Raw genomic sequence first — 26880 nt, forward strand, 5'->3', positions numbered from 1 at the left:
CCTTGCCCCCCCGGCGGCACGTGGCTATAGCACCCCCGCACCGCCGGAAAGCTCCCATCGTCTAGCGGTCTAGGACGTCGCCCTCTCACGGCGAAAACAGGGGTTCGATTCCCCTTGGGAGCGCCACCGGTGCATTTTCCGCAAGTTTGACAGCGCCTTAACAAAGGTGTGCTCGGAACCCGCAATTGCGGTGGGACCACGTTCTCCGTTGACGTAGTGCTCACCGGCAACCCTGTGCAGGCGCTCGGTCGGGGTTTCCCGGTAGAGCGCGTTGTCGCCCTTCGCCGAACCGCGCGTTGCGGGCGGCCAGCCAGTGCGTCTGGCTGGTGATCAGGCCCGTGCGGATCGCCATGACGCCCTTCGCGAGGACAGCCTGGGTCGTCCGGTCGAATGCGACCTTGGGGTTCACGCCGGGGATGATGGCCCAGGATTGATACGTGAGCGGCTGAAGCATCGGGATGCCGTCGCTCCGGTACTTTTCCGCACAGGTCTGCGCCGAGGCGGAAGACGCGCAGAATTTTGATCCGATCAGCAAACAAGGACGGATTCTCTGCATCCAGTCCTCTGCAAATCATCGGTCGGCCCGTGCCGAGATCGGCGAGACGCCGGGGCTTTACGCAGGGATGGCACGCGGCCCGTCAATGCGTGCGCGCGAACGGGTTGGAGCGCGGCTGAACAGGTCGCACCCGATCGGTGCCCGCTGAAGGGTCAGGCGTCCGGCCCCGGATCCGCCCGCACTGCCGCGATGCCGGCCGCGGCCGCCCAGGCTTCGAGGTCGGCCTTGCGGATCGCCGCCGCCATCATGTCGGGGAACAGGTCCGGCGTGCAGGCGAAGGCCGGCACGCCCAAGGCCGCCAGCCGGGCTGCGAGCGCCCGGTCGTAGGCCGGGGCGCCGGAATCCGACAGGGCCAGCAGCGCCACGAACTGCACCCCGGCGGCGACGAGGCGCTGCGCGTGGCCGAGCAGCCCCTCCATGACGCCGCCCTCGTAGAGGTCAGAGATGAGCACGAGGATCGTGTCCTCGGACCGGGTGATGCGCGAGGCGCAGTAGCCCACCGCCCGGTTGATGTCGGTGCCGCCGCCGAGCTGCACCGAGAACAGCACCTCCACCGGATCATCGAGGGTGTCAGAGAGGTCGACCACTTCGGTGTCGAACACCACGAGCCGGGTCGAGACCGCCGGCAGCGAGGCCATCACGGCGCCGAAGATGCTGGCATAGACCACGGAGGCGGCCATCGAGCCTGACTGGTCGATGCACAAAACCACGTCCTTCAGGGAGCCGCGGCTCCGGCGCCCGTGGCCGAGCCGGGTCTCCGGGATGATCGTGCCATAGTCCGCCTGGTAGTGGCGCAGGTTCGCCCGGATGGTGCGGTTCCAGTCGATCTCGGCATGGCGTGGCCGCCGGTTCACCCGGGAGCGGTCGATCGCGCCGTTCACCGCCTGCCGCACCGGCTCTTCGAGCTTGCGCATCAGCTGCTCGACCACCCGGCGCACCACCAGCCGGGCGGTCTCCTTGGTCCGGCCGCCGAGCAGGCTGCGCATCGCGATCAGCGTCGAGACCAGCGCCACGTCGGGCACCACGGCCTCCAGCATCTCGGGCTCGGTGAGCATGCGCTTGAGGTCGAGCCGCTCGAACGCGTCGCGCTGCATCACCTGCACCACGGAGGCCGGGAAGTAGTCGCGGATATCGCCGAGCCAGCGCGGCACGGAGGGCGCGGAGGCGCCGAGCCCGCCCTTGCGGTCGGAATCGTAGAGGGCACCGAGCGCCTGATCGATCCGCAGGTCGCGCTCCGACAGGGAGCAGCCGGTGCCGTCGGCCGGGCCGCCGCCCAGGACGAGGCGCCAGCGGCGCAGGCGCTCGGTCTCGCTCACGCCGTCGCCTCCGATGTTTTTTCCCAGGCAGCGGGCTCGGGCCCGAGGAGCAGGCGCAGGATCGGCAGCACCCGCTCGGCGCGCGCCGCATCGAACGTCGCCCCCGGGAGTCCGTCGCCGGCGCCCGCGCCCTCCGGCCGGGCCACGGCCTCGCCGATGGCGCGGCGCTCGGCCGGGGCCAGCGTCGCGAAGGTCCGGCGCACCAGGGGCAAGAGTTCCGCGAAGGTTTCTTGGGACAGGCCGCAGAGCCAGGAATCCACCAAGGCGAGCAAGCCCCGGCCGTGGATCAGCGTCGTGCCGCTGTCTTCCAAAAAACCCTCGATCCAGGCCGCCGCCGCCAGAGCCCCGGTCGCCCGCGACAGGGCGCGGCGCAGATGGTCGCCCGCCTCGGCATCCGTCAGGGCGCCACCCTCGTGGAGGAGGCGCACGGCCCGGCCGACCACCCGGCCGTGGACATGCTCCTGGTCGGCGAGCGCCCGCAGGGCGTCCCGCCACACCGACGTGAGGTCCGGATCTTCCAGGAGCGCGACCGCCCCGGAGACCGCGACGATGCGGGTCTTCGCGGCGGCGGCGGCCGCGTCGTCGAGGCTCTGGCAGGCGGCGACGAGGCCGGCGGCGGCCCGGGGCAGCAGCCCCCGCACCAGGGCCAGGACCGGTGCCGTGTCGGAGGCCCGGACCGAACCGTAGCGGGCGAGTTCCGCGAGCGGCGGCAACGCCTCCATCAGGTCGAACACGTCCGCCGAGACGGCGGCGCGGGCATCGAGCGCCCGGATCACGTCGCCGCTCGCCGCCGCGAGGTCGGCATCGAGCAGCGTGCCGATCAGCGCCGCGAGCTCGGCCATCCGGGTCGCGCCCCGCGCCTTGGCGCGGACCCGCTCGGCGGCGGCCTCCGCGACCGTGCCGCCATCCGCGGAGGCCGCCACCAGCTCCACCACCCAATCGGGCTGCCAGGCGAGGGCCCACGCCTCCTTGAAGGTGCCGCGCCCGCGCGCGTGGCGGGGCGTCCCCCAGGGGATGTCGAGCAAGCGCAGCCGGTTGAGGAACCGGCTGCGGGCGAGGTCGGTCTCCTTGCGCAGGTCGAGGGTGATCTCGCCGGCCTCCGCGCCGGGCTTGAGCCGCAGGCGCCGGCACTGGGCCTCGAAATCGGCCTCCACGGGGGTGCCAGCGCTGCCCGGCGGGGTCGCGCCGAGGCGCTCGCCGATCACGAGTTTGCGCCGAATCAGGGCCATCGGAGCCGGGTCGGCGAAGCACAGGGTCGCGAGAGCCGCCTCGTCGAGATCCTCCAGGGCGGGCTGCGCCCGGCCGCGGAAGCCCGCCAGGGCCTCGGCAAGGCGAGTGGCCTCGATCACCGAGGCCGGCGAGGCGTCGAGATCGGCCGCGCGCAGCAGCGCGGCCGCCCGGGCGAGCCAGCCGGCCGCGACCCGGCCCTCGTGGTTCCACAGGGTGTCGTACCATTCGGGCGACAGCACGCCGGCCCGGTAGCCGCTCGACGCCGCCAGCCGCGGATAGGACCACGGTGCTCAGGCGGCGGCGACCTTGGCCTTGGGCAGGCCCTTGAGAATCGCGGTGTCGGCCGCGGCCTGGCCGCGCGCGTCGTGGCGCAGCAGCGCCGGGACGTGCCACCCGCCGCAGACCACGGCGATCCGCGCGAACCCGTCCCGGGCGGCGCGCCGGATGCCGGCCCGCATCTGCGCCTCACGGGCCGCGTCCTCGGGTTCGGCCCCCTCCGGCTCCGCCTCGCGCAGGGCCGTCATCGCCTCCGCGATGGCCCCGAACACGTCGCCGGCCTCACCGCCCCGGCTTTCGACCAGGGCGTCCCACCAGCGCTCGCCGTCGGCGTGCCCGGCCGCCTGCGCAAGCTCGCCCAGTGGATCGCGCCGCATCGCGGCGGCGGGGTCCGGGCGTTCGATCGCGGGCTCCGCTGCGGCATCGGCTGCCGCGGCCTCCGGAGGCCTCGGCCCGGGCGGAAACCCGTCCGCGAGCCGGACGGCCTGCGGCAGGTCGATGAAGCGGACCGGGATCCCGGTGGCGAGGCCGTGGCGCAGGGCGACCCATTCCGGCGAGAACCCGGCGTAGGGGAAGAAGGCGCAGGAGCGCGGCCGGTCCGGCCGGTAGACCAGGAGCGCCACCGGCGGGCTCATGCCGGGATCGGCGGCGAGCGGGAGCAGCGGCTCGGCCTCCGGCGGCCCCTCGATCAGCAGGCAATCCGGCGTGAACCCGTCGAGCGCCGCCCGAAGAGACTTGGCCGAGCCCGGGCCGTGGTGGCGGATGCCGAAGATCCGGATCTCGGCCATGACGCGCCTTCAGCCGATTTCGCGGGCAGCGCGGTAGAAGTCGGACCAGTCCGGCCGCTCCTTGACCACGGTCTCCAGGTATTCCCGCCAGACGATGGCATCCTGCACGGGATCCTTCACCACGGCGCCGCCGATCCCCGAGACGAGGTCCCGCGCTGTGAGCCGGCCGTTGCCGAAATGGGCGGCGAGCGCGAGCCCGTTGCCGACCACGCTGATCGCCTCGGCGGTGGAGAGCGTCCCCGAGGGCTGCTTCACCTTGGCCTTCCCGTCCGCGGTCACGCCCTCGCGCAGCTCCCGGAAGATCGTCACCACCCGGCGGATCTCGTCGGCGCCCGGGGGCTGGGCCGGGATCTCGAAGGCGCGCCCGAGGGCGGCCACCCGCGTCTCCACGATGGCGATCTCGGCCTCGATCGTGGCAGGCGGCGGCAGCACCACGGTGTTGAACCGGCGCTTGATCGCGCTCGACAACTCGTTCACCCCCCGGTCGCGGTTGTTGGCGGTGGCGATGAGGTTGAAGCCCTTCCGGGCCGGCACCTCGTCGTTGAGTTCGGGGATCGGCAAGGTCTTCTCGGACAGGATGGTGATGAAGCTGTCCTGCGTCTCCGAGGGGATGCGGGTCAGCTCCTCAACCCGGGCGATCTGGCCCCGCTCCATCGCCCGCATCACCGGCGAGGCAACCACGGCGTCGCGGCTCGGCCCCTTGGCGAGCAGCAGGGCGTAGTTCCAGCCGTAGCGGATCGCTTCCTCGCTGGTCCCGGCCGTGCCCTGCACGGTGAGCCGCGAGGTGCCGCAGATCGCCGCCGCGAGATGCTCGCTGACCCAGCTCTTGGCGGTCCCCGGAACCCCGAGCAGCAGCAGGGCCCGATCTGTCGCCAACGTCGCCACAGCGATCTCCATGAGCCGCCGGTCACCGATGTATTTCTGGCTGATCGCAGCGCCGGAGGGCAGCGACCCGCCCATCAGATAGGTGACGACCGCCTGCGGCGACATCCGCCAGTTCGGCGGCCGGGCCCGGTCGTCGGCGGCGCACAGGGCCGCGATCTCCTCCGCGAAGGCCTCCTCGGCGGCCAGGCGCAGCCGGGCCGTGGCGGACGTGTCGGTCGGGCTCATCGTGGGGCGGTCTCCGAAAGGGTCACGTCAGGCGGCGAAGTCGCGCCGCATGGCGGCGCGCAGCTCCAGGGTCTCGGCGAGGCGAGCGAGGGCGCCGGCCAGATGCCGGTCGCCGTCCTGCGGGAACCGGTCGCGGAGTGCGCCCGCCGCGGCCGCGGCATCGCGGCTTGGCGAAGCCCGCTCGGCCAAGCCGTCGATCAGGCGGCCGAGCTGCCAGGGCGGGTCCGGTACCGTGCCGCGCCCGATCAGGGCGGCGAGCCAACCGAGCAGGCCGCGCGTGAACGGCTCGGAGAAGCGCGACGGTCCCTGTCCGAGATGCACGAGCACGTTCGCCGTCGCGTCGGCCCGGATGAGTCCCTCCACCAGCCGTTCCCAATCCGTCGCCGGCAGCAGGGCCGCCGCCGCCGCCCAGTCGGCCCGGAGCGCTTCGGAGGGTGCGACGCCCGGGAGCCGCCCGGCGCAGGCCTCGCCCAGCACCGTCGCCAGAGCCTCGCTCCAGGCGGGCTCGCCCGCGCGGCGCGCAGCGGTCAGCAGACCGGCGCAGATCTCGCGCGACCAGTCGGTGCGCAGCGCCAGCTCGATCCAGCGCCGCGGCGGGTGTTCGGCCAAGGCGTGGAGCGGTGACTCCGCCAGCACCTCCCGCAGCAGCCCGGCCCGGATGCCGCTCCCTTGCCCGGCATGGGCACGCGGGGCGATTCCGTCCCGGGCCAGCGCCGGATCTTCCTCCGGCAGGGTGACGCTCAGGGTGTAGGCGGTTCCGAGCAGCCGGCGCTTGGCCTCGATCCGGAGGGCTTCCCGCGCCCGGGCCGCCATGCGGGCCGCGAAGGCCGAACCCGGCAGGCGGGGGAGCAGGTACTGCGCCTCCGCCTGGACTTCGGCGGCGCGGTCATTCAGGCAGGTTTCGAGGAACGGACCGTCCGCCTCCGACAGCCCGACCGCCAGGGCCGCCACGAACCGCGCGCGCAGCCCCGCCTTCTCGGCGGTGAACCCGGCTGCGAGGGCCGCGCGCGCCGCCGCGGCGTCGCCTGCGCGCAAGCTGCGGAAGGCGGCCTGGCGCTCCGCGGGAGCGCCCAGGGTCCAGTCGGGCGCGGTTGGCGTGGCCTCCGGCTGGCCCGCGCCGGCACAGGCCCGGTCGAGCCAGGGGAGTTCGGCGCCGGCGACCCGCGCGACCGCCTCTGGCAGGTCGCCGCGGCGGGCCGCCAGTGCCGGCAGCAGCCAGGCCGGGGCCCGCAGCCCCGCCTCGCCCGCGAGATCGCACCATTCCGCCAAGCGGGCCCGGTCCCCCGTGGTCAGGAGCAAGGCGAGGCGCGACGCCGCCGCGGGCGGGCATTCGGCACCCGCGGGTGGGCGCACGGTCACCGGCACCAGCGCGTCCGGCGCAAAGCCTGACCCGGCGAGGCGGTGTATCCCGTGGGCGGCGAGCCGCTCCAGCAGGATGGCGCCGGCATCGCCGCTCGGGTCGAACACCACGAGGTCGCCGTCGGTCCCATGCGCCCCGGCGCGGTCGGCCCCGAGCAGGGCGGCCGCCAGGGTCCGATCCCAGGCCTCCGCGACCGCGGTCGATCCGGGCGATACGGCGTCCATCAGGCCGCCCGCAGAAGGATCGGGCGCGGATCCTGCGCCGGGACCGCGAAGCGGCGCCCGGCGGCGCCCACGGCCAGGACCTGGAGGCCGAAGCCATCGAAGAGACCGAACAGATCGACCGGATGGCCCCCTGACACCGCCAGCACGGCGGGGAGGTGCGGGTCGGCCCGCAGGGGCAGGCAGCCGGTGGAATCGCCCGCCGCCAGGCCGCCGCCGCCCGCGAGATGCCCGAGCCGCACGCCGGCCACGCAGACCGGCCAGGCCTCGGTCCAGGGTGCGCGTGCCAGGGCTGCCGCGAAGGTGTCCCGGGCCAGCGCCACGCTCCCAGCGCCCGGCAGCGCGGCGGCGGCGGCCACGACCGTGCGGTCGCGGAGGACCGCCCGGAGCGGCGGGTCCCCCGGATGGAAGGCGAGGCTCCCGACGTAATCCTGGCCCGGGGACGGCACGAGCGGCAGAGCTCCCGCCCCGGCGGCAAAATCGATCACCTGAGCCGGAAGGCCGGTCCGGCGCCCCACGAGCCAGACGGTGCGGACCGTCAGCCTGTCCTCCTCGGTGACGGTGTGGGCGAGGACGGCCCACGCGTCGGGTACCCCCGCACGGGCCGCCAATGCGTCGGCGCTCACGGGGAAGCCGATGGCACCGCGCACGCCGGCCGCCTGCTCCGGCGCGAGCGCGTCGAGGCGCTGGGCCGCCCGGACGAGGAGCACGAGCCGGCCGATGCCGAGGGCCAGAGCCGTCTCGGGGGCAGCCGCGCCCGGCCGGGACCCCGCCGCGGCGAGGCCCGGCAGGGCGCGGACCCGACGGGCGAGGCCGGGCGCCTGCCCGTCGACCAGACGCCCGGCCATGCGGTCCCAGAACGCGTAGGGCTCGGCCCGGGCCGCCGCGAGCCCGCGCCGCATCAGATCACGCAGCCACAGGTCGAGTTCATCCAGGGCGGCGGAGACCTTCTCGGCGCGGGCTTGCCGCCGCCGGTCCTGTGCGGTTGCGTCGACGGGTTTGGCGGCGTCTCCCGCTCGGCTCGCGGCGACGCGATTTGCCCGCCCGCGGCTCCAGGCGGCGACCCAGTCCGGCGGCTCGGCCTCGGGCAGCGCCGCGGCGGCCCCGACCAGCATCAGTCCGATCGCGTGTTTGCAGGGGAATTTCCGGCTCGGGCAGCTGCACTTGGCCGCCGGCCCGGCCGGATCCGCCACCGTCCGGTAGGGCGCGGCTCCGCTGCCCTTGATCTCGCCCCAGACCAGGGTGCCGGTGCGCCCGAGCCCGTGCCATAGCGCCGGCTTCGCCTGATCCTGGCCGGCCTTGCGGCTGGCCGCATCCGGGGCGAGATCGAGGATTTGGTCGGCGGTCAGGGTCATGCGATCGGATGTAGTCGTGCCGATTCGGTACCGGTGCGTGACGGTAGAAGACGCTCGGCGGGTTGGGTAGTGTCGTCGGCCGAGCTGGCCGCGGAAATCAGGTTTTTCAGCTTAGATGCTGAATATTTTTTGAGTTATCATCCAGTTACAGCCTAAATAGTTGACTATTCTAAGCAATACGACTGCTAAATTTGCAATAATTGCAGCGGACTTTCTTATGGCCAGCTAATGCGCCCGCGCAGAATATGGCCCCTGTCCACTCCGGTGTACCGGTAGCACTACGCGCGACATCTCGAGGTTGATCGGCCCGTCGGCGACGGTGAAGGCCGGCGACAGGTCATTGCCGGTCCGGATGCGCACCGCGCCGCCGGGCTCGGCCGTCGTTTTCAACAGCCGCATCATGCCCAGCGACGCCTGGCAGGCCTCGGCCGCCTCGCGGCCGCCCGCAAGCAGCACGCCCGCCACTGCGCCCGCAGCCACCAACCCGCCGACGATCACGATGCGGCTCGGCGAGAGCATCGGCTTGCCCGCGCCGGGGCGGGCTGTGCCGCGATCGGAAACCGTGTCGTCGACCTGCACTCGGTGCCCACTACTATCGTGTTCGATATCTGATATTCTTCAGGTCCAATAACACGCAATGATGTAATTCTCGTGCTGTATTTTCTTATAAAAGATCCTTCAATCGACTAAGATTGATTATATTGTTTCAAAAACATCGTGGTCTTTGCCTAGGCATCCACCAAACCGACTTCTGGGCAGACGGAAAAAACCGATCTATTGGTGCGCAGGACCTATCGCAACAGGCTTGACGAGGCGCAGGTCTTTCCCGGTCTGGCAGCGTCGACGCGGCCTCGGAGGACCGATTGCGATGCCGCTTCTGGGAGTGGAATGAACGGCTCAGCCTGCGAGACCCTGATCGTCGCCGACGATCATCCGCTGTTCCGTGAGGGCATGCGGCAGATCGCCGAACGGCTCTACCCGCAGGCTCTCGTCCGGGAGGCCGCCACGATGGAGCAGGTCCTGGCGACGGCCCGTGCCGGGCCACCGCCGCAGGCGTTCTTCCTGGACCTCCTGTTTCCCGGCCTCGATCCGCGGCGATCGATCGGCGCGCTGCGCGTGGAATTCGAGCGCGCCTCGATCGTCGTCGTGTCGATGATCGAGGACGAGAGCCTGATTCGGGCGGTGATGGCGGATGGCGCCGACGGGTTCATCGGCAAATCGCTGCCCGCGTGCGAGATCACCCGGGCGATCGCGGCGATCCGCGACGGGGAATTGGTGATCCGGCGCAGCGCCGTTTCGGGCCTCGGCACGCCGCGCTGTCCGCTCCCGCCCCTGACGCGGCGCCAGCACGAGGTGCTGCGCCTAGTCGCCCAGGGGCGCACCAACAAGGAGATCGCCCGGGAGCTCGACATCTCGCCCTTCACGGTGCGTATTCATGTCTCGTCGCTCCTGAGGGCGCTCGACGTCCCCTCCCGGTCCGCGGCCGCCGCGAAGGCGGCCAATGCCGGCCTCGGGGGATGACGGGGCCGCGGCCGAGCTTCGACGCGACAGGGCCCCTGGACTCGACGAGTCGAGGACAGCGCGCCGGGGCCGGCCCGGAGCGGACGCCGGAGGGGTGCTCCGAGCAAAGGCACGGGACGGCATCGGCGCCGCGCTGCGCCTCGCCGGGCAGCCCTGAGCCGCCGATGACCCTATCGCGAAGCCGGCCGGACGAGGATTACGACAACGAGAAGGCCCAGGCGCTCATCCGGGCCGTCATCATCGGCTGCGTCTGCCTGTATCTCCTGCCCCAGATCCTCGGCGGGATCGCCCCGCCGGAGGCCCGGTTCGTCGCGTACCTGGTGACGTGCCACTGGCTTTTTGCCGTAGCGCTGTACGGCTGGATCGCCCGGCATCCCGGCGGCAACACACCGCGGCGCGTGATCACCGTCCTCCTCGACCTGGGTGGGATGACCTACGCGATGGCCGTGGGCGGCGCCCCGTTCCTGCCGCTGTACATGATCGTGATCCGACTGATCGTCGGCAACGGCTTGCGCTACGGGACCGGCGCCCTGACGGCCTCTACGGCCGCCGCCCTGATCTCGATCGCGGTCACGACGTACTGCAACGCCTATTGGCGCGACAATCCCTTCGTCGTCCTGACGCTGACGGCCATCACGCTCCTCGTGCCGACCTACATCTACACCCTACTGAAGCGTCTCCGCGGCGCCTACGCCCGCGAGCAAGAGGCGAATCTGTCCAAGTCGCGCTTCCTGGCGCAGGCGAGCCACGATCTGCGCCAGCCGATCCACGCGATCAGCCTGTTCACCGCCTGCCTGCGGAGCGCCAGGCTGGGTCGGGACGAACTGCAGATGGTCGAGAACATCGACCGGTCCCTGCAGAGCGTCTCGCGCCTGTTCAAGTCGCTGCTGGACATCTCGACCCTCGACAGCGGCAAGTTGGAGCCCCGTCCGGAGCCCGTGTCGATCGACGCGATCATCGAGGACGTGCGGCGCCAGAATTCCGAGGCGGCGCTGCGCGACGGGACCGCTTTGCGCGCGCGTCCCTGCAAGTGCGTCGTGAACACCGACCGGGCGCTGCTCACCACGATGGTGCAGAACATCGTCAACAACGCGATCAAGTACGCCCCCGGCCGGCCGATCCTGATCGCCTGCCGCCGACGGGGGGGCCGCCTCGCCATCCAGGTCTACGATCGCGGTCCCGGGATCGCGGTCGAGCATCAGGAGCGGGTCTTCGACGAGTTCTACCGGGTCCGCCAACGCGGCGACCGGGATCTTGAGGGAGTCGGTCTCGGCCTGCCTATCGTTCGCCGCCTCGGGGCTCTGCTGGACCTGACGGTGACGCTTCGCTCGGTACCGGGCCGCGGGACCTGCGTGAGCATCGGCAACCTGCCGGTCACCCGGGACCCTGGGCCCGCGGCGGCCGGGGATGCACGCGACCCGTCCCCGACGATGGGCGGCTTGCGGGTGCTTCTGGTCGAGGACGACGAGGCCGTGCTGAGGGCGACGGCGAGCCTGCTCGAGACCTGGGGATGCCGGGTTCTGGCCGAATCCGCGATCCCCGACGCCGTCGCCGAGATCGATCTCCTCATCACCGACTTCGAACTCGGGAACGGCGTCACGGGAACGGAGTGCATCGCGGCGGTCCGCGGCCTCCTGGGGCGCGCGCTGCCGGCGGTGGTGATCAGTGGCCACGACGCGACGCGCGTACGCGCGGACCTGGGCGCGCCGGACATCCCGATCCTGTCGAAGCCGGCTCGCCCGGCCGAGCTGCGCTCCGTTCTCCTTGCGGCACGGTTGAGGATGCGCCCCGATCCATCGCCTAACAGATGAAAGCAGTCGTCGGGATGGCGGGAGCCTGAACTGGAACGCGGGAGCGAGCCGGTCGATGGCCAGCGACAGGGCATAGCGGCGCAACCGCGGCACCAGGCCGATCAGGTTGTCCATGAAGACGCCCGGGCGTGCCGGACGATCGCGGCACCACCGAGGATTGGGTCAGGCGTCACAGGATCGCGCTGAGGGGCGAGCGAGGGTCTTTCGCAACACCGTCCGAATCGTTTTGGCGCGGCCTGTCGCCGTGTTGCCCCTGCATCTGGGCGTGACCGGAACTGGCATCGCTGGGCGGTTCCCGCTGTTTGCCGACCGGTTGCCCGTTCGAATGATTCACATCGACCGATGGTCTGGAACCCGTCGGGTTCTTCGACGCAAAGAGCGGCCGGCACTCATCTCTGGTCGATATCGACGGCGCCAATGATGCAAGTATACCAGTGATAATTCCCGACCGACCGGAACCACGTTGCGCGCGACCCGTTTGAGCCGCGTTGCCGATGGGGCAGCGGCGCGCGGATGGGAACCGGTCGGATCGTGACGGAGGGCGTCGACAGGCACGAACTTCGGCAGATCATCGCTGGCCTTAGCGAGGGCGTGATCCTGGTCGAGCCCGACCAGTCGATCGCCTATGCCAACGCCGCCGCCCTGGCGATGCACGGGGTCGAAACGCTCGACGAGCTCGGCTCGACGGTCGATGCCTATCGCGCGCGCTTCTCGCTCCGCTACCGCAACCATCGGGCGCCGGAGAATTACCCGATCGAACGCGTCGTCGCCGGCGAAACCTTCCACGATGTGGTGGTCGAGGTCACCCGCGCGGACCGGCCCGATTGCGATTTCGTCCACTCGCTCCGAAGCCTGGTCGCCACCGACCGCGATGGTGCCCCGAGCTGCCTCGCCCTGATCCTGAAGGACGTCTCCGACCAGTTCGAGGCCGAGGATCGCTTCGAGCGGACCTTCAACGCCAATCCGGCGCCGGCCTTGATCACGCGGCTCGCAGATCTGCGTCACGTCAAGGTCAATCACGGCTTCCTGGAGATGACCGGCTACACCCGTGAGGCCGTGATCGGACGGAGCGTCTACGAGGTCGACGTGCTCGCCAATGCCCGCAACCGGGATTTGGCGGTCTCGCGTCTCAACGAGGGCGGCACGATCCCGCAGATGGAGGCTTGCCTCGACCTGCCGGATGGCGGACGGCGTTTCGTGATCGTGGCCGGGCAGCCCATGGAGATGGGCGACGAGCCGTGCATGCTGTTCACCTTCGCCGATCTGGAGTTGCGCCGCAAAGCCGAGACCGCGCTCCGCCAGAGCGAGGAGCGGTTCGCCACGTCGTTCCGGCTCACGCCGATCCCGACCATCCTGGTCCGGGCGGACGACTTCACGGTTACCGGCGTCAACGAGGCTTTCGGGCGGGTCTTCGGCCTCGGTGAGGATCGGGTCGTCGGGCGCAGCCTGGACGAGGCCGGTCTCTGGGTCGCGCATGCCCAGCGGGCGGCTTTCGAGGCCGCGGTCGCCCGGGACGGGAGCGTCCTCGGCGTCGAAGTGTGCCTGCGTCACGAGAACGGATCCAACCTCGACTGCATGGTCTCCGCGGAGCGGGTCACCATCAACGATGCCGACTTCGTGCTGCTGGTTCTGCAGGACATCACGGACCGCAAGCACACCGAGCGCGAATTGTTCGGCGCCATCGAGGCGGTGATGGCCGATACCTCGTGGTTCAGCCGCGGCCTGATCGAGAAGCTCGCCAACCTCCGCCGCCCCGGCCGGGAGAGCGCGGACGGATCCGCCCCAAACCTGACGGTGCGGGAGCGTCAGATCCTGAACCTGATCTGCGCGGGTCTCGACGACGACGCCATCGCGCGCAAGCTCGGCCTGTCGCGCAACACCGTGCGCAATCACGGGGCTGCGCTGTACCGGAAGCTCGGCGTCCACCGACGCACCGAGGCGCTCGTCTGGGGGCGCGAAAACGGGTTTCCACTTCACGCGGCCGGTAGCTGAATTTCAGAATACCGGTACGAAAGCACTATTGTAACGGGCGGGGCGATCGACATCTGACGGTCGGTCTTTCCTAACCCCGGACGAACGGACGGCTCGAGCGCGTTAGCCGGCCGGGGAGCGCAAGCGTGCGGTCCAGGACGCCAACGTCAATCCCCCGCCGAAACCCGGCCGGGGTCCGGGGCTGAGCGTCATGCATCGCGTGGCGGCCCGGCGGGTCGCCGGAACGTACAGAACAGAGAGGAAGAACGACATGGTGGACACGGATCGGATCACGGGCGCCGCGAAGGAGCTTGGCGGGAAGGTGCAGGGCGCGGTCGGCGACCTGACCGGCTCGCATCGGGACTCGGCCGAGGGCCGCGCCCGGGAGGCGGCGGGACAGGCCGAGGGCCTGTACGGCCAGGCCAAGGACACCGTCCGCGACGCGGCCGGGCACGTCGCCGACACCGCCCGCCACATCGGCGGCAAGGTCCGCGACACCGTGGGCGACGTCGTCGGATCGGGCGATGTCGAGGACCGCGCCCGCCGCGCCCAGGGCGCCGCCCAGGATCACTACGACCGCGCCGAGCGCGGCGTCCGCCACGCCGCCGACGAGGCCTCGGACTACGCCGAGGACGCCTACGCGCGCGGCAGCCAGTACCTGCGCCGGGGCACCCGCGAGGTCGGCCATCAGGTCGCCGAATACCCGCTCGCCTCGCTGCTCATCGCCGGTCTGGCCGGCTTCGGCCTCGGCCTGCTGGTCAGCGCCACCCGCGACTGAGCCATCCCCTCGCCTCGACGCGCCCGCCGACGCCGAACCGGTATCCCTGTCGGCGGCGGGCGCTTCAGATCCTCGACGATCCCTTTTCCGGAGTGACAGCGTGACCCCCATCCAGACCGCCGCGACACCGCTTTCCCCCGACGCGCATGCCGACACGCGCGCCGTCCTGCTCAACCAGGTGTCCTGGGGCGCCATCTTCGCGGGCGCCGTGACCGCCCTCGTGACCCAGGTGATCGTCAACCTGATCGGCGTCGGCGTCGGCCTGGCCTCGGTGGGCCCCAACGCCGCCGACAACCCGGCCGCCTCGACCGTGTCGATGTCGGCGGGCGTGTGGTTCGTGGCCTCGGGCATCGTCGCCTCGCTGGCCGGCGGGGCGATCGCGGGCCGGCTCTCGGGCAAGACCCTGCCGGGGGCGGCCGCGCTGCACGGGCTGGTGTCCTGGGCGGTGACGACCCTCGTGGTCCTGTACCTGCTGACCTCGGCGGCCACCGGGCTGGTCGGGGGGACGCTGAGCACCGTCTCGGGGGCGCTGGGCGGGGCGGGCAACCTCGTGGGCGGGACCGTGCAGACGGCGGCCCAGGCGGCGGCGCCGTCCCTGTCGAAGATCTCGAACCCCCTCGACGGGATCGAGAACTCCGTGCGCCAGCAGGCGGCCGGCCAGGACCCGCAGGCGGCCCGCGACGCGGCGGTGGCGGCGGTCAAGGCGCTGTTCACGGGTGATGCCGGGCAGAAGCAGCAGGCCGAGGCGCGGGCGGCCGACGCCCTGGCCAAGGCGCAGAACATCCCGGTCGATCAGGCCAAGCAGCAGATCCAGGACTACGAGAAGCAGTACGACCAGGCGGTGGCCACGGCCAAGCAGAAGGCCGAGGCCGCGGCGGTGACAGCCAAGTCGGCGGCCACGCAGGGGGCGTTCTACGCGGCGATCGCCCTGGTCCTGGGGGCGCTGGCGGCCTTCCTGGGCGGGCGCCTGGGCGCGCCCAAGCCGGCGACGCTGCTCGGCACCTACGAGACCCGGCGCGTCTGACCCGGCGCGATCCGGTCGGCCCCCGCGGGCTGCTGGGGCCGGCACCACCGGCGCGGGCCCGGCCAACCCGCAACCGCGAACCTCGACCGCAACCTCAACCTGAAGGAGCGCACGCGATGAGCAGCACCGGCGACAAGATCAAGGGCCTGGCCAACGAGGCCGTGGGCAACGTCAAGCAGGCGGCCGGCAAGGCGACGGGCAACGACAAGCTCGTGGCCGAGGGCAAGGCGCAGGAGCTGAAGGGCGAGGCGCAGAAGACGGTGGGCGACGTCAAGGACGGCGCCAAGAGCCTGGCCGACAAGGTCACCGGCAAGCACTGAGGCCGCGACCGGGGGTGGCGCCGGCCGGCCCCACCCCCGAGCCCGGCCCCCGATGGCACCCATCCCGATCGAACGGACGGGATGACCCCGGAGGTCGGGCGGGAGCAGCGGCAGCCTATCGCCGTCTATCAGCCGGGCCGACGAGCCCATTCGCAAAAAGGAGACTCCGATGAGTGAGGGATACCCGTCGATGACCGCGCTGCTGGGTTTGCTGGCCGTAGCCGGCTACCAGCACCGCGACAAGATCTCCGAATGGCTCGGTAGCCACGGTGAGAATTCAAGCGCCGCCCCGCGCGTCCCGCCCGTGTCCGCAGGTTCGGGCACGGCGGCGCCGGGCAATCTGGATCGCCTGCTCGGGGGCGCGGGCTCCGTGGGTGTGGGCGGTCTCCTCGCCCACGGGATCGGCGAATTGGTCAATCACTTCGGCAAGGGCGGGCATGCCGAGACGGCGCAGTCCTGGATCGATCACGGGCCGAACCGCGACATCCCGGCCGCAGACCTCGAGCGGGTGATCGGGCCGGAGACCCTCACGGCCCTCGAGCAGCGGACTGGCTTGAGCCGTAGCGAACTGGTCGCCCGTCTGTCGCGCGATCTGCCCTCGGCGATCGACCGCTACTCGCCGGACGGACGCCTGCCGGCTCTCGGCTGAGGCGCCGCGGTGATCCCCGCCGTGACGGTCGCGTCCCGGCGGGCCCGGGCTACTCGATCAGGTGATCGACCTTGGCCATCAGCGAAGGGGCGATCGTCAGATTCAACGCTGCGGCCGTCTTGAGATTGACCACGGTGAGGAATCGCTCGGCGGCCTGCACCGGTAGGTCGCCGACCACGGCGCCGCGCAGGATCCGGTCGATATAGCCGGCCGCCCGCTGGACGTCCTGGGCGACGCTGGTCGTTTAGGCGGCCAAGCCGCCGAGCCGCACCTGCGCCTCGTAGGCGTAGACGGCAGGCAGGCGGCAGCTCGCGGCCAGGGCGATGATCCGAGGGCCGTGGATCCCCGTGACCGCGTCCGGGAGCGCGATCAGACCGCCCCGCGGCTCCCGGGCGAAGCCGGTGATCGCCCGCTCGATCTCGGCGGCGTCGTGGACGCCGGCGATCCGGGCATCGATTCCGAGGTCCGGGCCGATCCGGGCCAGTTCGGCGGCGTAGCCCGCGAGACGGGCGGGGTAGTCCGGATTGATCAGGGCGAGCGCCCGGTCGACGCCCGGGCTGAGTTCCTTCAGCAACTGAAGCCATTTCCCCACGAACCCGAAGTCAAAATTCGTGAACCCGGTGAGATTGCCGCCGGGATGTGCCAGGCTGCTGACGAAACCGGCGCCCACCGGATCCTGCAGCATCATGAACACCACGGGCGTGGTCGCGGTCGCGCGCTGCAGCACGGTCGCGCCGACGATGCCCTGCGCGAGGACGAGGTCGGGCCTGCGCGCGAGCATGGCGTCCGTCTGCCGGCGCATACGCTCGGTATCGCCGTCGCCGTACTGGAGATCGACCGCGAGATTCTTGCCCCAGACCCATCCCGCGCGCTGCAGGTTGTCCCGCAGGGTCTCGACGATCACGGGGCTGTCGGGATGCGTCTCGCCGTAGACGAGGAGGATCCCGAGCCGGCGCTGCCCTTTGGTCTGGCTCCGACCGGACGTCGGCCAGATCGCCGCGCCACCCAGCCCCGCAATGACGTCGCGCCGCCTCATACGCCGCTCTCCCGGCCACCACGATTCCGATCGATCGCGCAAGGGTTAAGTCCGGCCGCGGGCCGGCCGACGATGCCGTGTGACCACCGTGAGACCCGGTGACCGTCGCGGGCATCGGACCATCTATCAGGCGCTGCCAATCTGTCTCCGGGCACTTAATATCTCGACCGGCGCGAGTCGAAGGCCGATCGGTGACGGCGTCAGGGAATCTCGATCCGCGTGCCGCTCGAACCGTTGAGCAGCCGCTTCAGGTGATAGGCCGCGACCCCGTCGTCGGGCCGCAGTCCGACCAGGGCCGCGAAGGCCGGCAGGGCAGCGGTCTCGCCGGCCTCCAGCTTGGAGAAGGCGTCCTGGTACTGGCCCAGCGCGGCGTCGCCGCAGGCGGCTTCGGTGAGGGGCTCGAAGGCCCGCAAGGCCTCCTGCTTGCCGCGCAGGAGCAGATCCCCGAGGGGCCGGCCGCGGAAGGTGCCGGCGCGGGTCACCGTGGTCGCGCTGACGCAGATCCGCGTCCCGAACGCCTTGTTGGCGTTCTCCAAGCGGGCCGCGGTGTTGATGGTGTCGCCGTAGGCCGTGTAATCGAAATAACGGCCGCCACCGAAATTCCCCACGATCGCCGGCCCCGCATGCACGCCGATCCGGGTCATGCCGACCGCGATCCCGCGTTCGCGCCAGCGGGCCCGGAACGCCTCGGCCGCCTGGTCGAGGGCCAGCGCGCAGCCGACGGCCCGGGCGGCGTGATCCGGCTGATCGCCCGGCGCCCCGAACAGGATGTGGAGCGCGTCGCCGACGATCTTGGCCACCGTCCCCTCGTGGGCGAAGACGACGTCGGTCATCTCGGCGAAGTAGCCGTTTAGGATCTCGGCGAGCAGCGTCGGGTCGAGGCTCTCCACGAGGCTGGTGAAGCCCGCGATGTCGGTGAACAGGGTGGCCACGTCGCGCCGGTGGCCGCCGAGTTCCAGGCCCGACGCGTCCCCGGCCAGCCGCTCGGCGAGGTTCGGCGAGAAGTAGCGCGCCAGGGAGGCGTGCGCGCGCTCCGCCAGCGCCTGCCGCCGCCGCCCCTCGCGCAGCACCTCGACATGCCGCAGCGTCCGCGCGATCGTGGTCTCCAGATCGGCGAAGTCGATCGGCTTGGTCAGGAAGTCGAAGGCGCCCCGGTTCATCGCCGTGCGGATGTTGGCCATGTCACCGTAGGCCGAGACGATGATGATCGACGGCCGTTCGGGGAGCGCCTGCATCCTGGCGAGCAGCGTCAGTCCGTCCATGCGCGGCATGTTGATGTCGGACACCACCATGTCGACATCGCGATGCTCCGCGAGGCTGTCCAGCGCCTCCTGCCCGTCACGCGCGAACAGGAACGTGACCACGCCCTGCCGGATCTGCCGCCGGAACTTCTGGGTGATCAGCGTCTCGAGATCCGGCTCGTCGTCGACCACCAGGATCTTGGCGCTGGGGAGACCGTCGATCATTCCGTCACCGCGCGGAGGGCGAGCCGCCGGTCGATCTCGGCCTTCAGCGCGGTGAAATCGATGGGCTTGGTGATCAGGCCGACGGCCCCCGCGGCCTCGGCCCGCGCGCGGGTCTCGGCGTCGCCATAGGCGGTGATCATGATCACCGGCACCTCGGGCCGCGCATTGCGCACCAGCGGCAGCAGTTCCAGCCCGGTCATCCCGGGCATGTTGATGTCGGAGAACATCAGCAGCAGGTTCGGCCCGCTCGCGGCCTGGACGCGCTCAAGGGCCTCCGGCGCCGAATGCGCGAAGGCCATCTCAAAACGTCCGGCCCGCAACTCGCGGCGGAACTGCTGGCGAAACAGCTCGGTGACATCGGGTTCGTCATCGACGACGAGGATCAGGACGTTCATGGCTGGCTCCTCGGCTCGACCACGGCCACGCCCGCGGGACCGGGACCGGCCGTCGCCACGCCACCGCGCGGCAGCGTGATCGTGAACTCGGTGAACTGACCCGGCTCGGTGGCGACATCGACGGCGCCGTCATGCTGCTTCACCAGGATGTCGTGGCTCAGGGACAGGCCGAGCCCAGTGCCCTCGCCGGCGGGCTTGGTGGTGTAGAACGGGTCGAACATCTTGGCCTTGACGTTGTCCGGGATGCCCGTGCCATTGTCCCGCACCCGGATCTCGACCCTGTCGCCCCGATCGCGCGTGGACACGGCCAGGGTCGGGGCGTAGCCCGCCTCGGCCCCGTCGCACTTCTTCTCGGTGGCGTAGAACGCGTTGGACATTAGGTTCAGGAGGACGCGCGTGATCTCCTGCGGATAGATGTCGGCGACCCCTGCGGCGGGATCGAAGTCGCGCACGAGGGTCACGTTGAAGCGGGGCTTGGATGCGCGGGCACCGTGATAGGCGAGGTTCAGGCTCTCCTCGACGAGGGCGTTGACGTCCACGGGCCGGTGCTCGCCGGACCCGGTGCGCGAGTGCAGCAGCATGTTCTTGACGATCGAGTCGGCACGCTTTCCGTGCTGGACCACCTTATCGAGATTGCTCTTCAACAATTGGGCGGTCTCGTCCACCTCCGCGCGGGTGTCCGGATCGAGGGATGCCGGTTGCAGCATCTCCGCGAGCTCGTCGACGAGTTCCTTCGACAGGGACGCGAAGTTGTTGACGAAGTTCAGCGGGTTCTTGATCTCGTGGGCGATGCCCGCCGTGAGCTGGCCCAGCGAGGCGAGCTTCTCGGATTGCACGAGACGGCTCTGTGTCTTCTGAAGATCGTCGAGGGACTTGTTGAGGTCGTGGGTCCGCTCCTCGACCTTGGCTTCGAGGGTCTCGTAGGATTCCTGGATCCGGCCTGCCATCAGGTTGAACCGATGCGCGAGGGTCTCGATCTCGTCGCCGGTGTTGATCACGATGCGCTCGGAGAAGTCGCCCGCCCCGAAGCGTTCGGCCCCGTCCTGAAGCTGGCGGATCGGCACCACCATGCGCCGGGCTAGGAAGGTGCCCGCCACCGCCGCGAGCAGCACGCCGAGGCCCATCAGCGCGACGGTCTGGATGATCGATTCGATCAGCGGCTCCATCGCCTCCCACAGGGGCAATTGCACGAACACGATCCACCCGACCCGGGGAACGGTGGCGTGGGCCGCCAGCACGTATCCGCCGTCGAGCCCGCGGGCGATCCCGTAATCCCGTGCGCCTGCGATTCCAGGCAGCGCCCCGGCGACTTCGGACAGGCTGGCCAGGTCGGTGTCGCGCAGGACCAGGCTGAGGTCCGGGTGGGCGATCAGCCGCCCGGTCGCCGTCGTCACGAAGGCGTACCCGCTCACCCCGTTGCGGATGGCACTGACCACGTCCCAGATCAGCTTCAGGTTGACCTCCGCGACGGTCACCCCCGGATCGCGCCCCGCATGCGCCACGGCGACGGTCATGTAGGGCTCGGAGCCGCGCCGGAAGTAGACCGGGCCGAACCATGTCTTGTCCTGGAGGGCCTGGGTGAAGCGCGGCGATGTCGAGAAGTCCTTTCCGCTGGCGATGGCGTCCGGCTCCAGGCGCGACACCCGCAGCTGCTCCCGACCGCTCGGATCGAGATAGGCGACCTCGGTGATCGCAGGGGCCTGACGCATCAGGCGGATGAAGTCGTAGCGCTGCTGTTCCGGAGAGACGCGGCGCCACTCGGCCCGGGTCGTCCACCCGATCTGGTTCTCGATCTCGGACACGAAGGCCTCGACGCGTTCCGCGGCGCCCTGCGCCTTCTCGCGCTGGACCGTGATCGCGTTCTGCTTGGCCTCCTGATAGTTCAGCGTCAGATCGACCGCGCCGTTGATGAGCAGCACCAGCGTCACGAGACCGACGAAGGCGACCGCGAACTTCCCCGAGAGCGGCAGGTGGAACGGCTTCCGGCCCGGTTTCCGCGGCCGGGTCGCGGTGACGGGGCTCGTCATTCGACGACCTCGTCGGCTTGGGCGAGCAGCGCCGACGGGATGTCGAAACCCTGGCTTCGGGCGGTCCTGAGGTTGACCACGAGGTCGAACTTCGTGGGCGCCTGGATCGGAAGGGCCGCGGGATCGTCGCCGCGGAGAATGCGGTCCACGTAGACGGCCGCGCGGCGCACGGCCTCGGCGGGGTCGGGTCCGTAGGACATCAGCGCCCCGCGGTAGGCGAAACGCCGGATGGCGAACACGGCCGGAATCCTGCCGCTCGCGGCGAGCGCGACGAGGCAGTCCCCGTTGGCCTCGCTGAAGGTGCCCGGCGCCACGATCAAGCCCGCGTTCCCCTGCCGCGCGAGATCGGCCATGACGCGATCGATGTCGGCGGCTGTCCCGGCCACCACGATGGCGGGCTCGATGGCCAGGGCGGCAGCGGCCGTCTTGAAGGCGTTCGCGTAGAGATGGCCGCCACGGATCTCGGTGCTCGGGTTCAGCAGGAGCGTGACCCGTCCGATCGTCGGCACGGCTTCCTTCAGGGCGGCGAGCCACTTCCCGCCGAGCGAGGTCTCGTAAAGGGTGAAGCCCGTGATGTTTCCCCCGGGGCGCTTGAGGCTCGCGACGAGGCCGGCGCCGACCGGATCGGATGCGCCGACGAAGACGATCGGGATTCCGCGGGTCAGCGCGGAGACGGCGCGCAGCTGCGCGTTGAGATACGTGAAGATCACCTGCGGCGCGGCGCGGACCAGATCGGCGGCGGTCTCCCGCATGCGCTCGCCATCGGCTCCGCCCCAGCGATGGTGGATCGCGATCTCCCCCTGGGCACGCGCGCGCAGGGCTGCGTCGAACGCCGCCGACAGCGCCCGGCCTTCGGCGTCGTCGTCCTGGAACGGCCAGAGCGCCGCCACCACGGTCCGCGCCTGGGCCCGGGCTGCGACCGGCAGGCCGGCCAACATCCAGGGCAGCCCAGCGATCACGTTTCGCCGCCTCATCCGACCCCCGAGCCCCCCTCAACCGCCGTCGACCGGCCGGAGGGGCCGGGCTGCACGCGCGCGGCGCGCACCGACTGCCCGGACCGCAGCTTAGTGTAAGCTCAGCTTTAACACCACGCGCGGGCCGGACTGCGGTTACTAAAATGACAGCCGCATCCCGCCGACGATGTTGCGTGGCGCACCCGCAAACACCGACCCGGTGGTGCCCGCCAGCACGGCGGCGTTGTTCTGAAGACCGGTCGCGCCGCTGATGGAATTCGACAGATTCTGGGCCGATCCGACATAGGTCGTGTCGAATACGTTGCGGACTTCGAGATAGACGCTCAGCCGTTTCGCATATCCGCCGATCAGATCTTTCGCATAGTGCAGGTTGGCGTTGACGACCGCGTAGCCCGGCGCCTTCAGGAGGTTGGCATTGTCGAGGTAGAAGTCGCCCTGGACCACGGCCTCTACGAACGCGCCGAGGCCCGCGAGCGGGCCGGCCGGGATGTCGTAGCCGACGCGCGTCAGGAGCTGGTGGGCCGGCACGCCGGGGATCCGGTTGCCCGCTCGGTCGAACCGGCGCATCAGGCTGCCCGCGCTGAGCTGCTCGGCGTAGCGCGTGTAGATCTGGTCGTCGAAACTGTAGGCCAGCGTCCCCCGCCAGCCGGGCGCGAAGGCCCAATCGGCGCCGACTTCGATACCGCGATGCTCGGAAGCGGGGGCGTTGAACGTGTAGCTCTGCAGGCCCGCCCCCGGCGATTGCGAGACCAGCTCGTTGCGGAAGAACTCGTAGAATCCGGTCACGCTGAGGCGCAGGCTCTCGGCCGGGCTCCAATCCGCTCCGAGGTCGAGCCCGAGATTGTGCTGGGTTTGCAGCTGGGTGTTGTTGCCGGGTAACCCGGCCGGGGTGACGAACAGGTTGGAGGCGGCCGGCGTGGTGTAGCCCGTGGCGACCCGGCCCCGGAACGCCCAAGCCTCGTCCGGCCGATAGACCAGCGCCAGCTCGGGGGCGACGTTGAGGAAGGATCGGTCGGCATCCGCCACCGTCCGGGTCGTGCCGCTCGCCGCGTAGCTGTAGGCGAGATTGCGGCCGGTGATGCTAGTCCCCTCGGCGCTGAGGCCCAGCACCCCGGTCCAGCGGTCAGACAGGCCCAGTTCGAGCCGCGCCCGGCCACCGAGATTGGACTGTCCCGCATCCTGAACGCCGATCAGCGCTCCGAGGCGCGACGCGGCATAGGGCGTCAGGGTGTAGGTGGGCGTATGAATGTCGATCGTGGTGTAGGCGAGCGCCACGTAGCCCACCGCCGGCAGGCCGAACAGGTCGCCGCGCCGCGTGATGTCGCTCTGGGCGTTCCAGGACGGGAATGAACCCAGGAATGCGTTCACGTAGAAGGGCTGGTCGAAGTTGCGTTCGTCGAACCCGAGCTGCGTGCGCCACGTGGTGGATGCGTCGATATCGTGCTCCCAGCGCGCCGCCACGACGGTGCGGCGGTCGTTGCGCCCGAACCCGCCCTGGTCCGCGGTGACCGGCACGGTGGCGCCGAAGGCGCCGTTGCGCGGCAGGTTGAAGGTCGTGCAGCCCGGCGCCGCGCTCGCCGCCGTCGCGCAGCCGCGCTGGTACGGATTGATCCGGTACTGGGCGAGGGAGGACCGGGCGGGGAGGTTGGTGTCAAGCGTGTTGTTGATCACCTTCAGGGTGAAGCGGTTGTCCGGCGTCGGGGTGTAGCTCGCCAGGAGGTTGATGGTCTGCGTGTCGTAGGCGGCGTGATCCAGGTAGCCATTGGCCCGGACGTCGCTGGAAAACAGGCTGATCTCGAACGGGCCGCTGACGCCACCGACCGTGAAGTACCGGCTGAGATAGCCGAAGCTCCCGGCATCGAGCCCGATCTCGTAGCCGTCGATCTCTCGGCCGGTGCGGGTGCGGAACGCGATCGCGCCCCCGGTGGCGTAGTTGCCGAACAGCGGCGATTGCGGACCGCGGAACACGTCGATCCGGCTATAGGCCCTGGGATCGGTGAGGTCGAAGCGCGCGGCGCCATCCGGCTGGGTGAGGATGAAACCGTCCTCCAGCACGACCGTGTTCTTGATCACCCCGGTGGAGCGGGCGTTGTTGCCGCGGATCGAGACGATCACGTCGCGACCGCCGTTGCCCTGGCGCACGGTGACCCCGGGGCTGTTGACGAGCACCGAGCCGAGGCTGGTCGCCGGCCTGTCGGCGATGGTGTTGTCCCGGCCGATCCCGCTGACGACCTCGCCCACCGGGTGCTCGATGACGGAGGGTGCCGAACCCGGCGGCGCCGCGACGCCGAAGGCCGATGGGGCGGGATTGCCAGAGCCGGGATGGGCTTCGCCCTCCACGGTGAGTTCCTCCAGCGTCACGGTGGTTTCCGCCAGCGCGGGGAGGGGGCTTCCGGCCAGCAATAGGGCGAGGGTGCCGCGGCGCAGGGCGACTGGACGATCCGCGGTCGGGCGATCGGGCGGACAGGGACTCTGGACGGAGCGGCGGCGGCAGTCGCTGCGGCCGAGCCGCCACACGCCGGAGCAGGCGGCGCGCAGCAAGGCGCCCGCCCCCTCGATGGGAGCGGTGCCGGGATAGACGATCGACATGGAAAAGGGTCCGGGCCTGGTGAGCGATCTGGGGATGGGATCGTCAGGCGGCGGGGGGACCTCGGGCGGTGCCGACGCGCGGCGGCGGGCCGGTTCTCGGAAGCTCGGCTTCGGGGCGCCAGGCGAGGGGCACGGCCGCCACGGTGGGCGGGATCGCCGTGGCCGATCCGGACACCGGCAGCGCCAGAGCCCCCGCCTGCACCAGGGTGCAGCAGGCATGGACGTGGATCGGAACCGGCCGGTCGTCCGGACCGCCGGTCGGGTGCTCGGTGCAGAGGACCGCGCCGGGTCCCGCGAAAGCGCGGGCCGGTGCGGCGAACCCGAGGAAGGCCTGAAGCAGCAGCGCGTAGAGCGCGACCAGTCCGATGATCGCGCGGCCTCGAACCGTCCGGGGCGGGCGCCTGCACATGGGGCGATCTAGGCGCCGGCGCCGGGACGCGTCAATGCGGGAGCGGGCTTAAGCTGTGCCGCGATGCCCTGGCCTCACGGCATCACCGGCGGGTGATAGGTCAGCGTGAAGGCCAGCGCCCAGAGCAGGAACAGCACCAGCGGCAGGTGGACGATCAGCTGCAGGAAGCTGAAGCCGACGATGTCGCGGGCCTTTAGGCCGAGGATGCCCACCAGCGGCAGCATCCAGAACGGGTTGATCAGGTTCGGCAGCGCCTCGGCGGCATTGTAGATCATCACCGCCCAGCCGAGATGGACCTTCAGCTCGTTGGCCGCCTGCAGGACGTAGGGGGCCTCCAGGAGCCATTTTCCACCCCCCGACGGCACGAAGAAGCCGAGGATCGCCGAGTACACGCCCATGGTCAGCGGGAAGCTGCCGGTGGTGTTGAGGCTGACGAAGGCGTGGGTGATCGCGTCGGAGGCCGAGGCGCCGGCCGCGTTCTTCGGGCCGGTCAGCATGCCGCTGATCGCCGCGTAGAGCGGGTACTGGATCAGGATGCCGGCCGTCGCGGGCACCGACTTCGCGACCGCCGCCAGGAAGCGCTTCGGCCGCCAGTGCAGGAGCAGGCCGAGCGTGAGGAACAGCAGGTTGTAGGTGTTTAGATTCGAGATCGCCACAATCCAGGATTGGCGGGCGAATTCCTGCACGATCCAGCCGCCGGCGATCAGCACGAGGAGGATCGTCAGGATCGGCGAATGCTCCAGCCACTCGCCGGGCTGCCGGGCGGGCGGAAGGTCGGACGACTCGCGACCCACGTCGACCCCGAGCGTCTCGGCGGTCGCCGCCGTCTCGCGGCGAGGCGCCGAGGCGTAGGCGATCGCGACCGAGACCACGAACAAGATCGCGGCGATCAGCATCGACTGCCAGAGGAAGATCGTCTCGCTGAACGGGATCACGCCGGAGATCGCCAGGAGGTTCTTGGTCAGGCTCGCCGGATTCGCCTGCAACTGCGCCGCCGAGGAACTGAGCCCCAGCGCCCAGGTCGCGCCGAGCCCGAGATAGGCCGCCGCCCCCGCGGCCCGGTAGTCCATGCGCAGGTCCGTCCGACGGGCGAGCGCCCGCACCAGCAATCCGCCGAAGATCAGGCTGAGGCCCCAACTGATGAACGACGAGATCATCGTCGCACCGGCCACGAATCCGACTGCGCCCCGACCGGTCTTCGGGATCTGGGCCAGCCGCTCGATCAAGGCCTGGACGGGCGGCGATACGGCCACGACGTATCCGCCGATGGTGACGAAGGCCATCTGCATGGTGAAGGGGATCAGGCTCCAGAAACCGTCCCCGAAGCTCTTGGCGATCGCGGCCGGCGGGGCGCCGTTGGCCAGGGTGCCCAGCGCGACGATCACCACCGCGATGGCGACGAAGATGAAGGCGTCCGGGAACCAGCGCTCGGCCCAGTTGGTGAAGCGCACCCCCAGCCGCTCCAGTGCGCCTGCGTCCCGTCCGCTGTCGGGTTCGGCTGAGGCCGCGCGCGCGTTGCGGGCTCGGTCGGCCGATGCGGTCGCCATGGGTTTCCTCCGAATGCACTGGTCTCGACCCGCTCTTGCGGCGGGTCATGCGGCCAGGATGGCGCCGTGACGCCCAATCTCAAGTCGGGCGTCCAGAAAAGACCGGTGACAGGTTGGTGAAAGCGTGCGGGTTTGCCGACGGTCCGCACCG

General features: G+C 70.7%; 20 protein-coding genes, 1 tRNA gene and 2 pseudogenes. 8 read left to right on the forward strand and 15 right to left on the reverse strand.

Translation table 11 applies throughout. The annotated features are described in order from the left end of the window. Positions 1–50: 50 nt before the first annotated feature. Positions 51–126 (forward strand) — tRNA-Glu (locus AC3IF3_RS18365). Between the two features lie 94 nt (positions 127–220). Here the strand turns inward: AC3IF3_RS18365 and AC3IF3_RS18370 are convergent. From AC3IF3_RS18370 to AC3IF3_RS18400, 7 genes and pseudogenes are all read right to left on the reverse strand, one after another. Then, positions 221–535 (reverse strand): hypothetical protein, encoded by a 315-nt coding sequence (locus AC3IF3_RS18370; protein ID WP_489229787.1) that lies wholly within the window; start codon positions 533–535, stop codon positions 221–223. 173 nt (positions 536–708) lie between these two features. Then, the gene (locus tag AC3IF3_RS18375; protein WP_489229788.1) at positions 709–1872 is read right to left on the reverse strand and encodes a VWA domain-containing protein; all 1164 of its coding nucleotides are present in this window, start codon (positions 1870–1872) and stop codon (positions 709–711) included. Next, positions 1869–4166: pseudogene (locus AC3IF3_RS18380) on the reverse strand (DUF5682 family protein). The gene AC3IF3_RS18375 and the pseudogene AC3IF3_RS18380 overlap by 4 nt, the downstream one beginning before the upstream one ends. 9 nt (positions 4167–4175) lie before the next feature. Next, entirely contained in the window at positions 4176–5276 is a 1101-nt protein-coding gene (locus AC3IF3_RS18385) for an ATP-binding protein (protein ID WP_489229789.1), read from the reverse strand. Positions 5277–5303: 27 nt separating this feature from the next. Beyond that, a complete protein-coding gene (locus tag AC3IF3_RS18390) occupies positions 5304–6860 on the reverse strand; it encodes a DUF5691 domain-containing protein (protein WP_489229790.1) in 1557 nt (518 codons plus the stop codon). Beyond that, a complete protein-coding gene (locus AC3IF3_RS18395) occupies positions 6860–8212 on the reverse strand; it encodes an SWIM zinc finger family protein (RefSeq protein ID WP_489229791.1) in 1353 nt (450 codons plus the stop codon). The genes AC3IF3_RS18390 and AC3IF3_RS18395 overlap by 1 nt, the downstream gene beginning before the upstream one ends. Before the next feature lie 225 nt (positions 8213–8437). Next, entirely contained in the window at positions 8438–8791 is a 354-nt protein-coding gene (locus AC3IF3_RS18400; protein ID WP_489229792.1) for a hypothetical protein, read from the reverse strand. Positions 8792–9100: 309 nt separating this feature from the next. Here AC3IF3_RS18400 and AC3IF3_RS18405 point away from each other — a divergent pair, with 309 nt between their 5' ends. The 7 genes from AC3IF3_RS18405 (at position 9101) to AC3IF3_RS18435 (ending at position 16286) form a co-directional block, all read left to right on the forward strand. Continuing rightward, positions 9101–9733: a LuxR C-terminal-related transcriptional regulator gene (locus AC3IF3_RS18405; protein ID WP_489229794.1), complete on the forward strand. Its 633-nt coding sequence runs from the start codon at positions 9101–9103 to the stop codon at positions 9731–9733. A 164-nt stretch (positions 9734–9897) separates the two neighbouring features. After that, a complete protein-coding gene (locus tag AC3IF3_RS18410; RefSeq protein WP_489229795.1) occupies positions 9898–11544 on the forward strand; it encodes an ATP-binding response regulator in 1647 nt (548 codons plus the stop codon). A 531-nt stretch (positions 11545–12075) separates the two neighbouring features. Beyond that, positions 12076–13536 carry a PAS domain S-box protein gene (locus AC3IF3_RS18415; protein WP_489229797.1) on the forward strand — a complete coding sequence of 487 codons (1461 nt, stop codon included), beginning with the start codon at positions 12076–12078 and terminating at the stop codon, positions 13534–13536. 250 nt (positions 13537–13786) lie between these two features. Beyond that, positions 13787–14293: a CsbD family protein gene (locus AC3IF3_RS18420; RefSeq protein ID WP_243971911.1), complete on the forward strand. Its 507-nt coding sequence runs from the start codon at positions 13787–13789 to the stop codon at positions 14291–14293. Between the two features lie 100 nt (positions 14294–14393). Next, a complete protein-coding gene (locus AC3IF3_RS18425) occupies positions 14394–15317 on the forward strand; it encodes a PhnA-like protein (protein WP_243971909.1) in 924 nt (307 codons plus the stop codon). A 116-nt stretch (positions 15318–15433) separates the two neighbouring features. Further along, positions 15434–15637, forward strand: a complete 204-nt coding sequence (locus tag AC3IF3_RS18430; RefSeq protein WP_489216095.1) for a CsbD family protein — start codon at positions 15434–15436, stop codon at positions 15635–15637. 169 nt (positions 15638–15806) lie between these two features. Further along, positions 15807–16286, forward strand: a complete 480-nt coding sequence (locus AC3IF3_RS18435; protein WP_243968434.1) for a YidB family protein — start codon at positions 15807–15809, stop codon at positions 16284–16286. 49 nt (positions 16287–16335) lie between these two features. Here AC3IF3_RS18435 and AC3IF3_RS18440 read toward each other — a convergent pair. The 8 genes and pseudogenes from AC3IF3_RS18440 to AC3IF3_RS18475 all read right to left on the reverse strand — a co-directional run bounded on the left by AC3IF3_RS18440 (position 16336) and on the right by AC3IF3_RS18475 (position 26729). Continuing rightward, positions 16336–17322: pseudogene (locus AC3IF3_RS18440) on the reverse strand (ABC transporter substrate-binding protein). 200 nt (positions 17323–17522) lie between these two features. Then, positions 17523–18788: an adenylate/guanylate cyclase domain-containing protein gene (locus tag AC3IF3_RS18445; protein ID WP_489229798.1), complete on the reverse strand. Its 1266-nt coding sequence runs from the start codon at positions 18786–18788 to the stop codon at positions 17523–17525. Beyond that, on the reverse strand, positions 18785–19183 hold the full coding sequence (locus AC3IF3_RS18450) for a response regulator (RefSeq protein WP_489217604.1): 399 nt from the start codon (positions 19181–19183) through the stop codon (positions 18785–18787). Before AC3IF3_RS18450 ends, AC3IF3_RS18445 begins: the two co-directional genes overlap by 4 nt. Then, positions 19180–21210: a sensor histidine kinase gene (locus AC3IF3_RS18455; protein ID WP_489229799.1), complete on the reverse strand. Its 2031-nt coding sequence runs from the start codon at positions 21208–21210 to the stop codon at positions 19180–19182. The genes AC3IF3_RS18450 and AC3IF3_RS18455 overlap by 4 nt, the downstream gene beginning before the upstream one ends. Beyond that, on the reverse strand, positions 21207–22169 hold the full coding sequence (locus AC3IF3_RS18460; protein ID WP_489229800.1) for an ABC transporter substrate-binding protein: 963 nt from the start codon (positions 22167–22169) through the stop codon (positions 21207–21209). The genes AC3IF3_RS18455 and AC3IF3_RS18460 overlap by 4 nt, the downstream gene beginning before the upstream one ends. Before the next feature lie 153 nt (positions 22170–22322). Next, positions 22323–24773: a TonB-dependent receptor family protein gene (locus AC3IF3_RS18465; RefSeq protein ID WP_489229801.1), complete on the reverse strand. Its 2451-nt coding sequence runs from the start codon at positions 24771–24773 to the stop codon at positions 22323–22325. A gap of 43 nt (positions 24774–24816) precedes the next feature. Next, on the reverse strand, positions 24817–25182 hold the full coding sequence (locus AC3IF3_RS18470) for a hypothetical protein (RefSeq protein ID WP_489229802.1): 366 nt from the start codon (positions 25180–25182) through the stop codon (positions 24817–24819). A gap of 74 nt (positions 25183–25256) precedes the next feature. Next, on the reverse strand, positions 25257–26729 hold the full coding sequence (locus tag AC3IF3_RS18475; RefSeq protein ID WP_243968449.1) for a short-chain fatty acid transporter: 1473 nt from the start codon (positions 26727–26729) through the stop codon (positions 25257–25259). Between the last annotated feature and the right edge of the window lie 151 nt (positions 26730–26880).

The organism is Methylobacterium sp. J-118, from assembly GCF_057836565.1.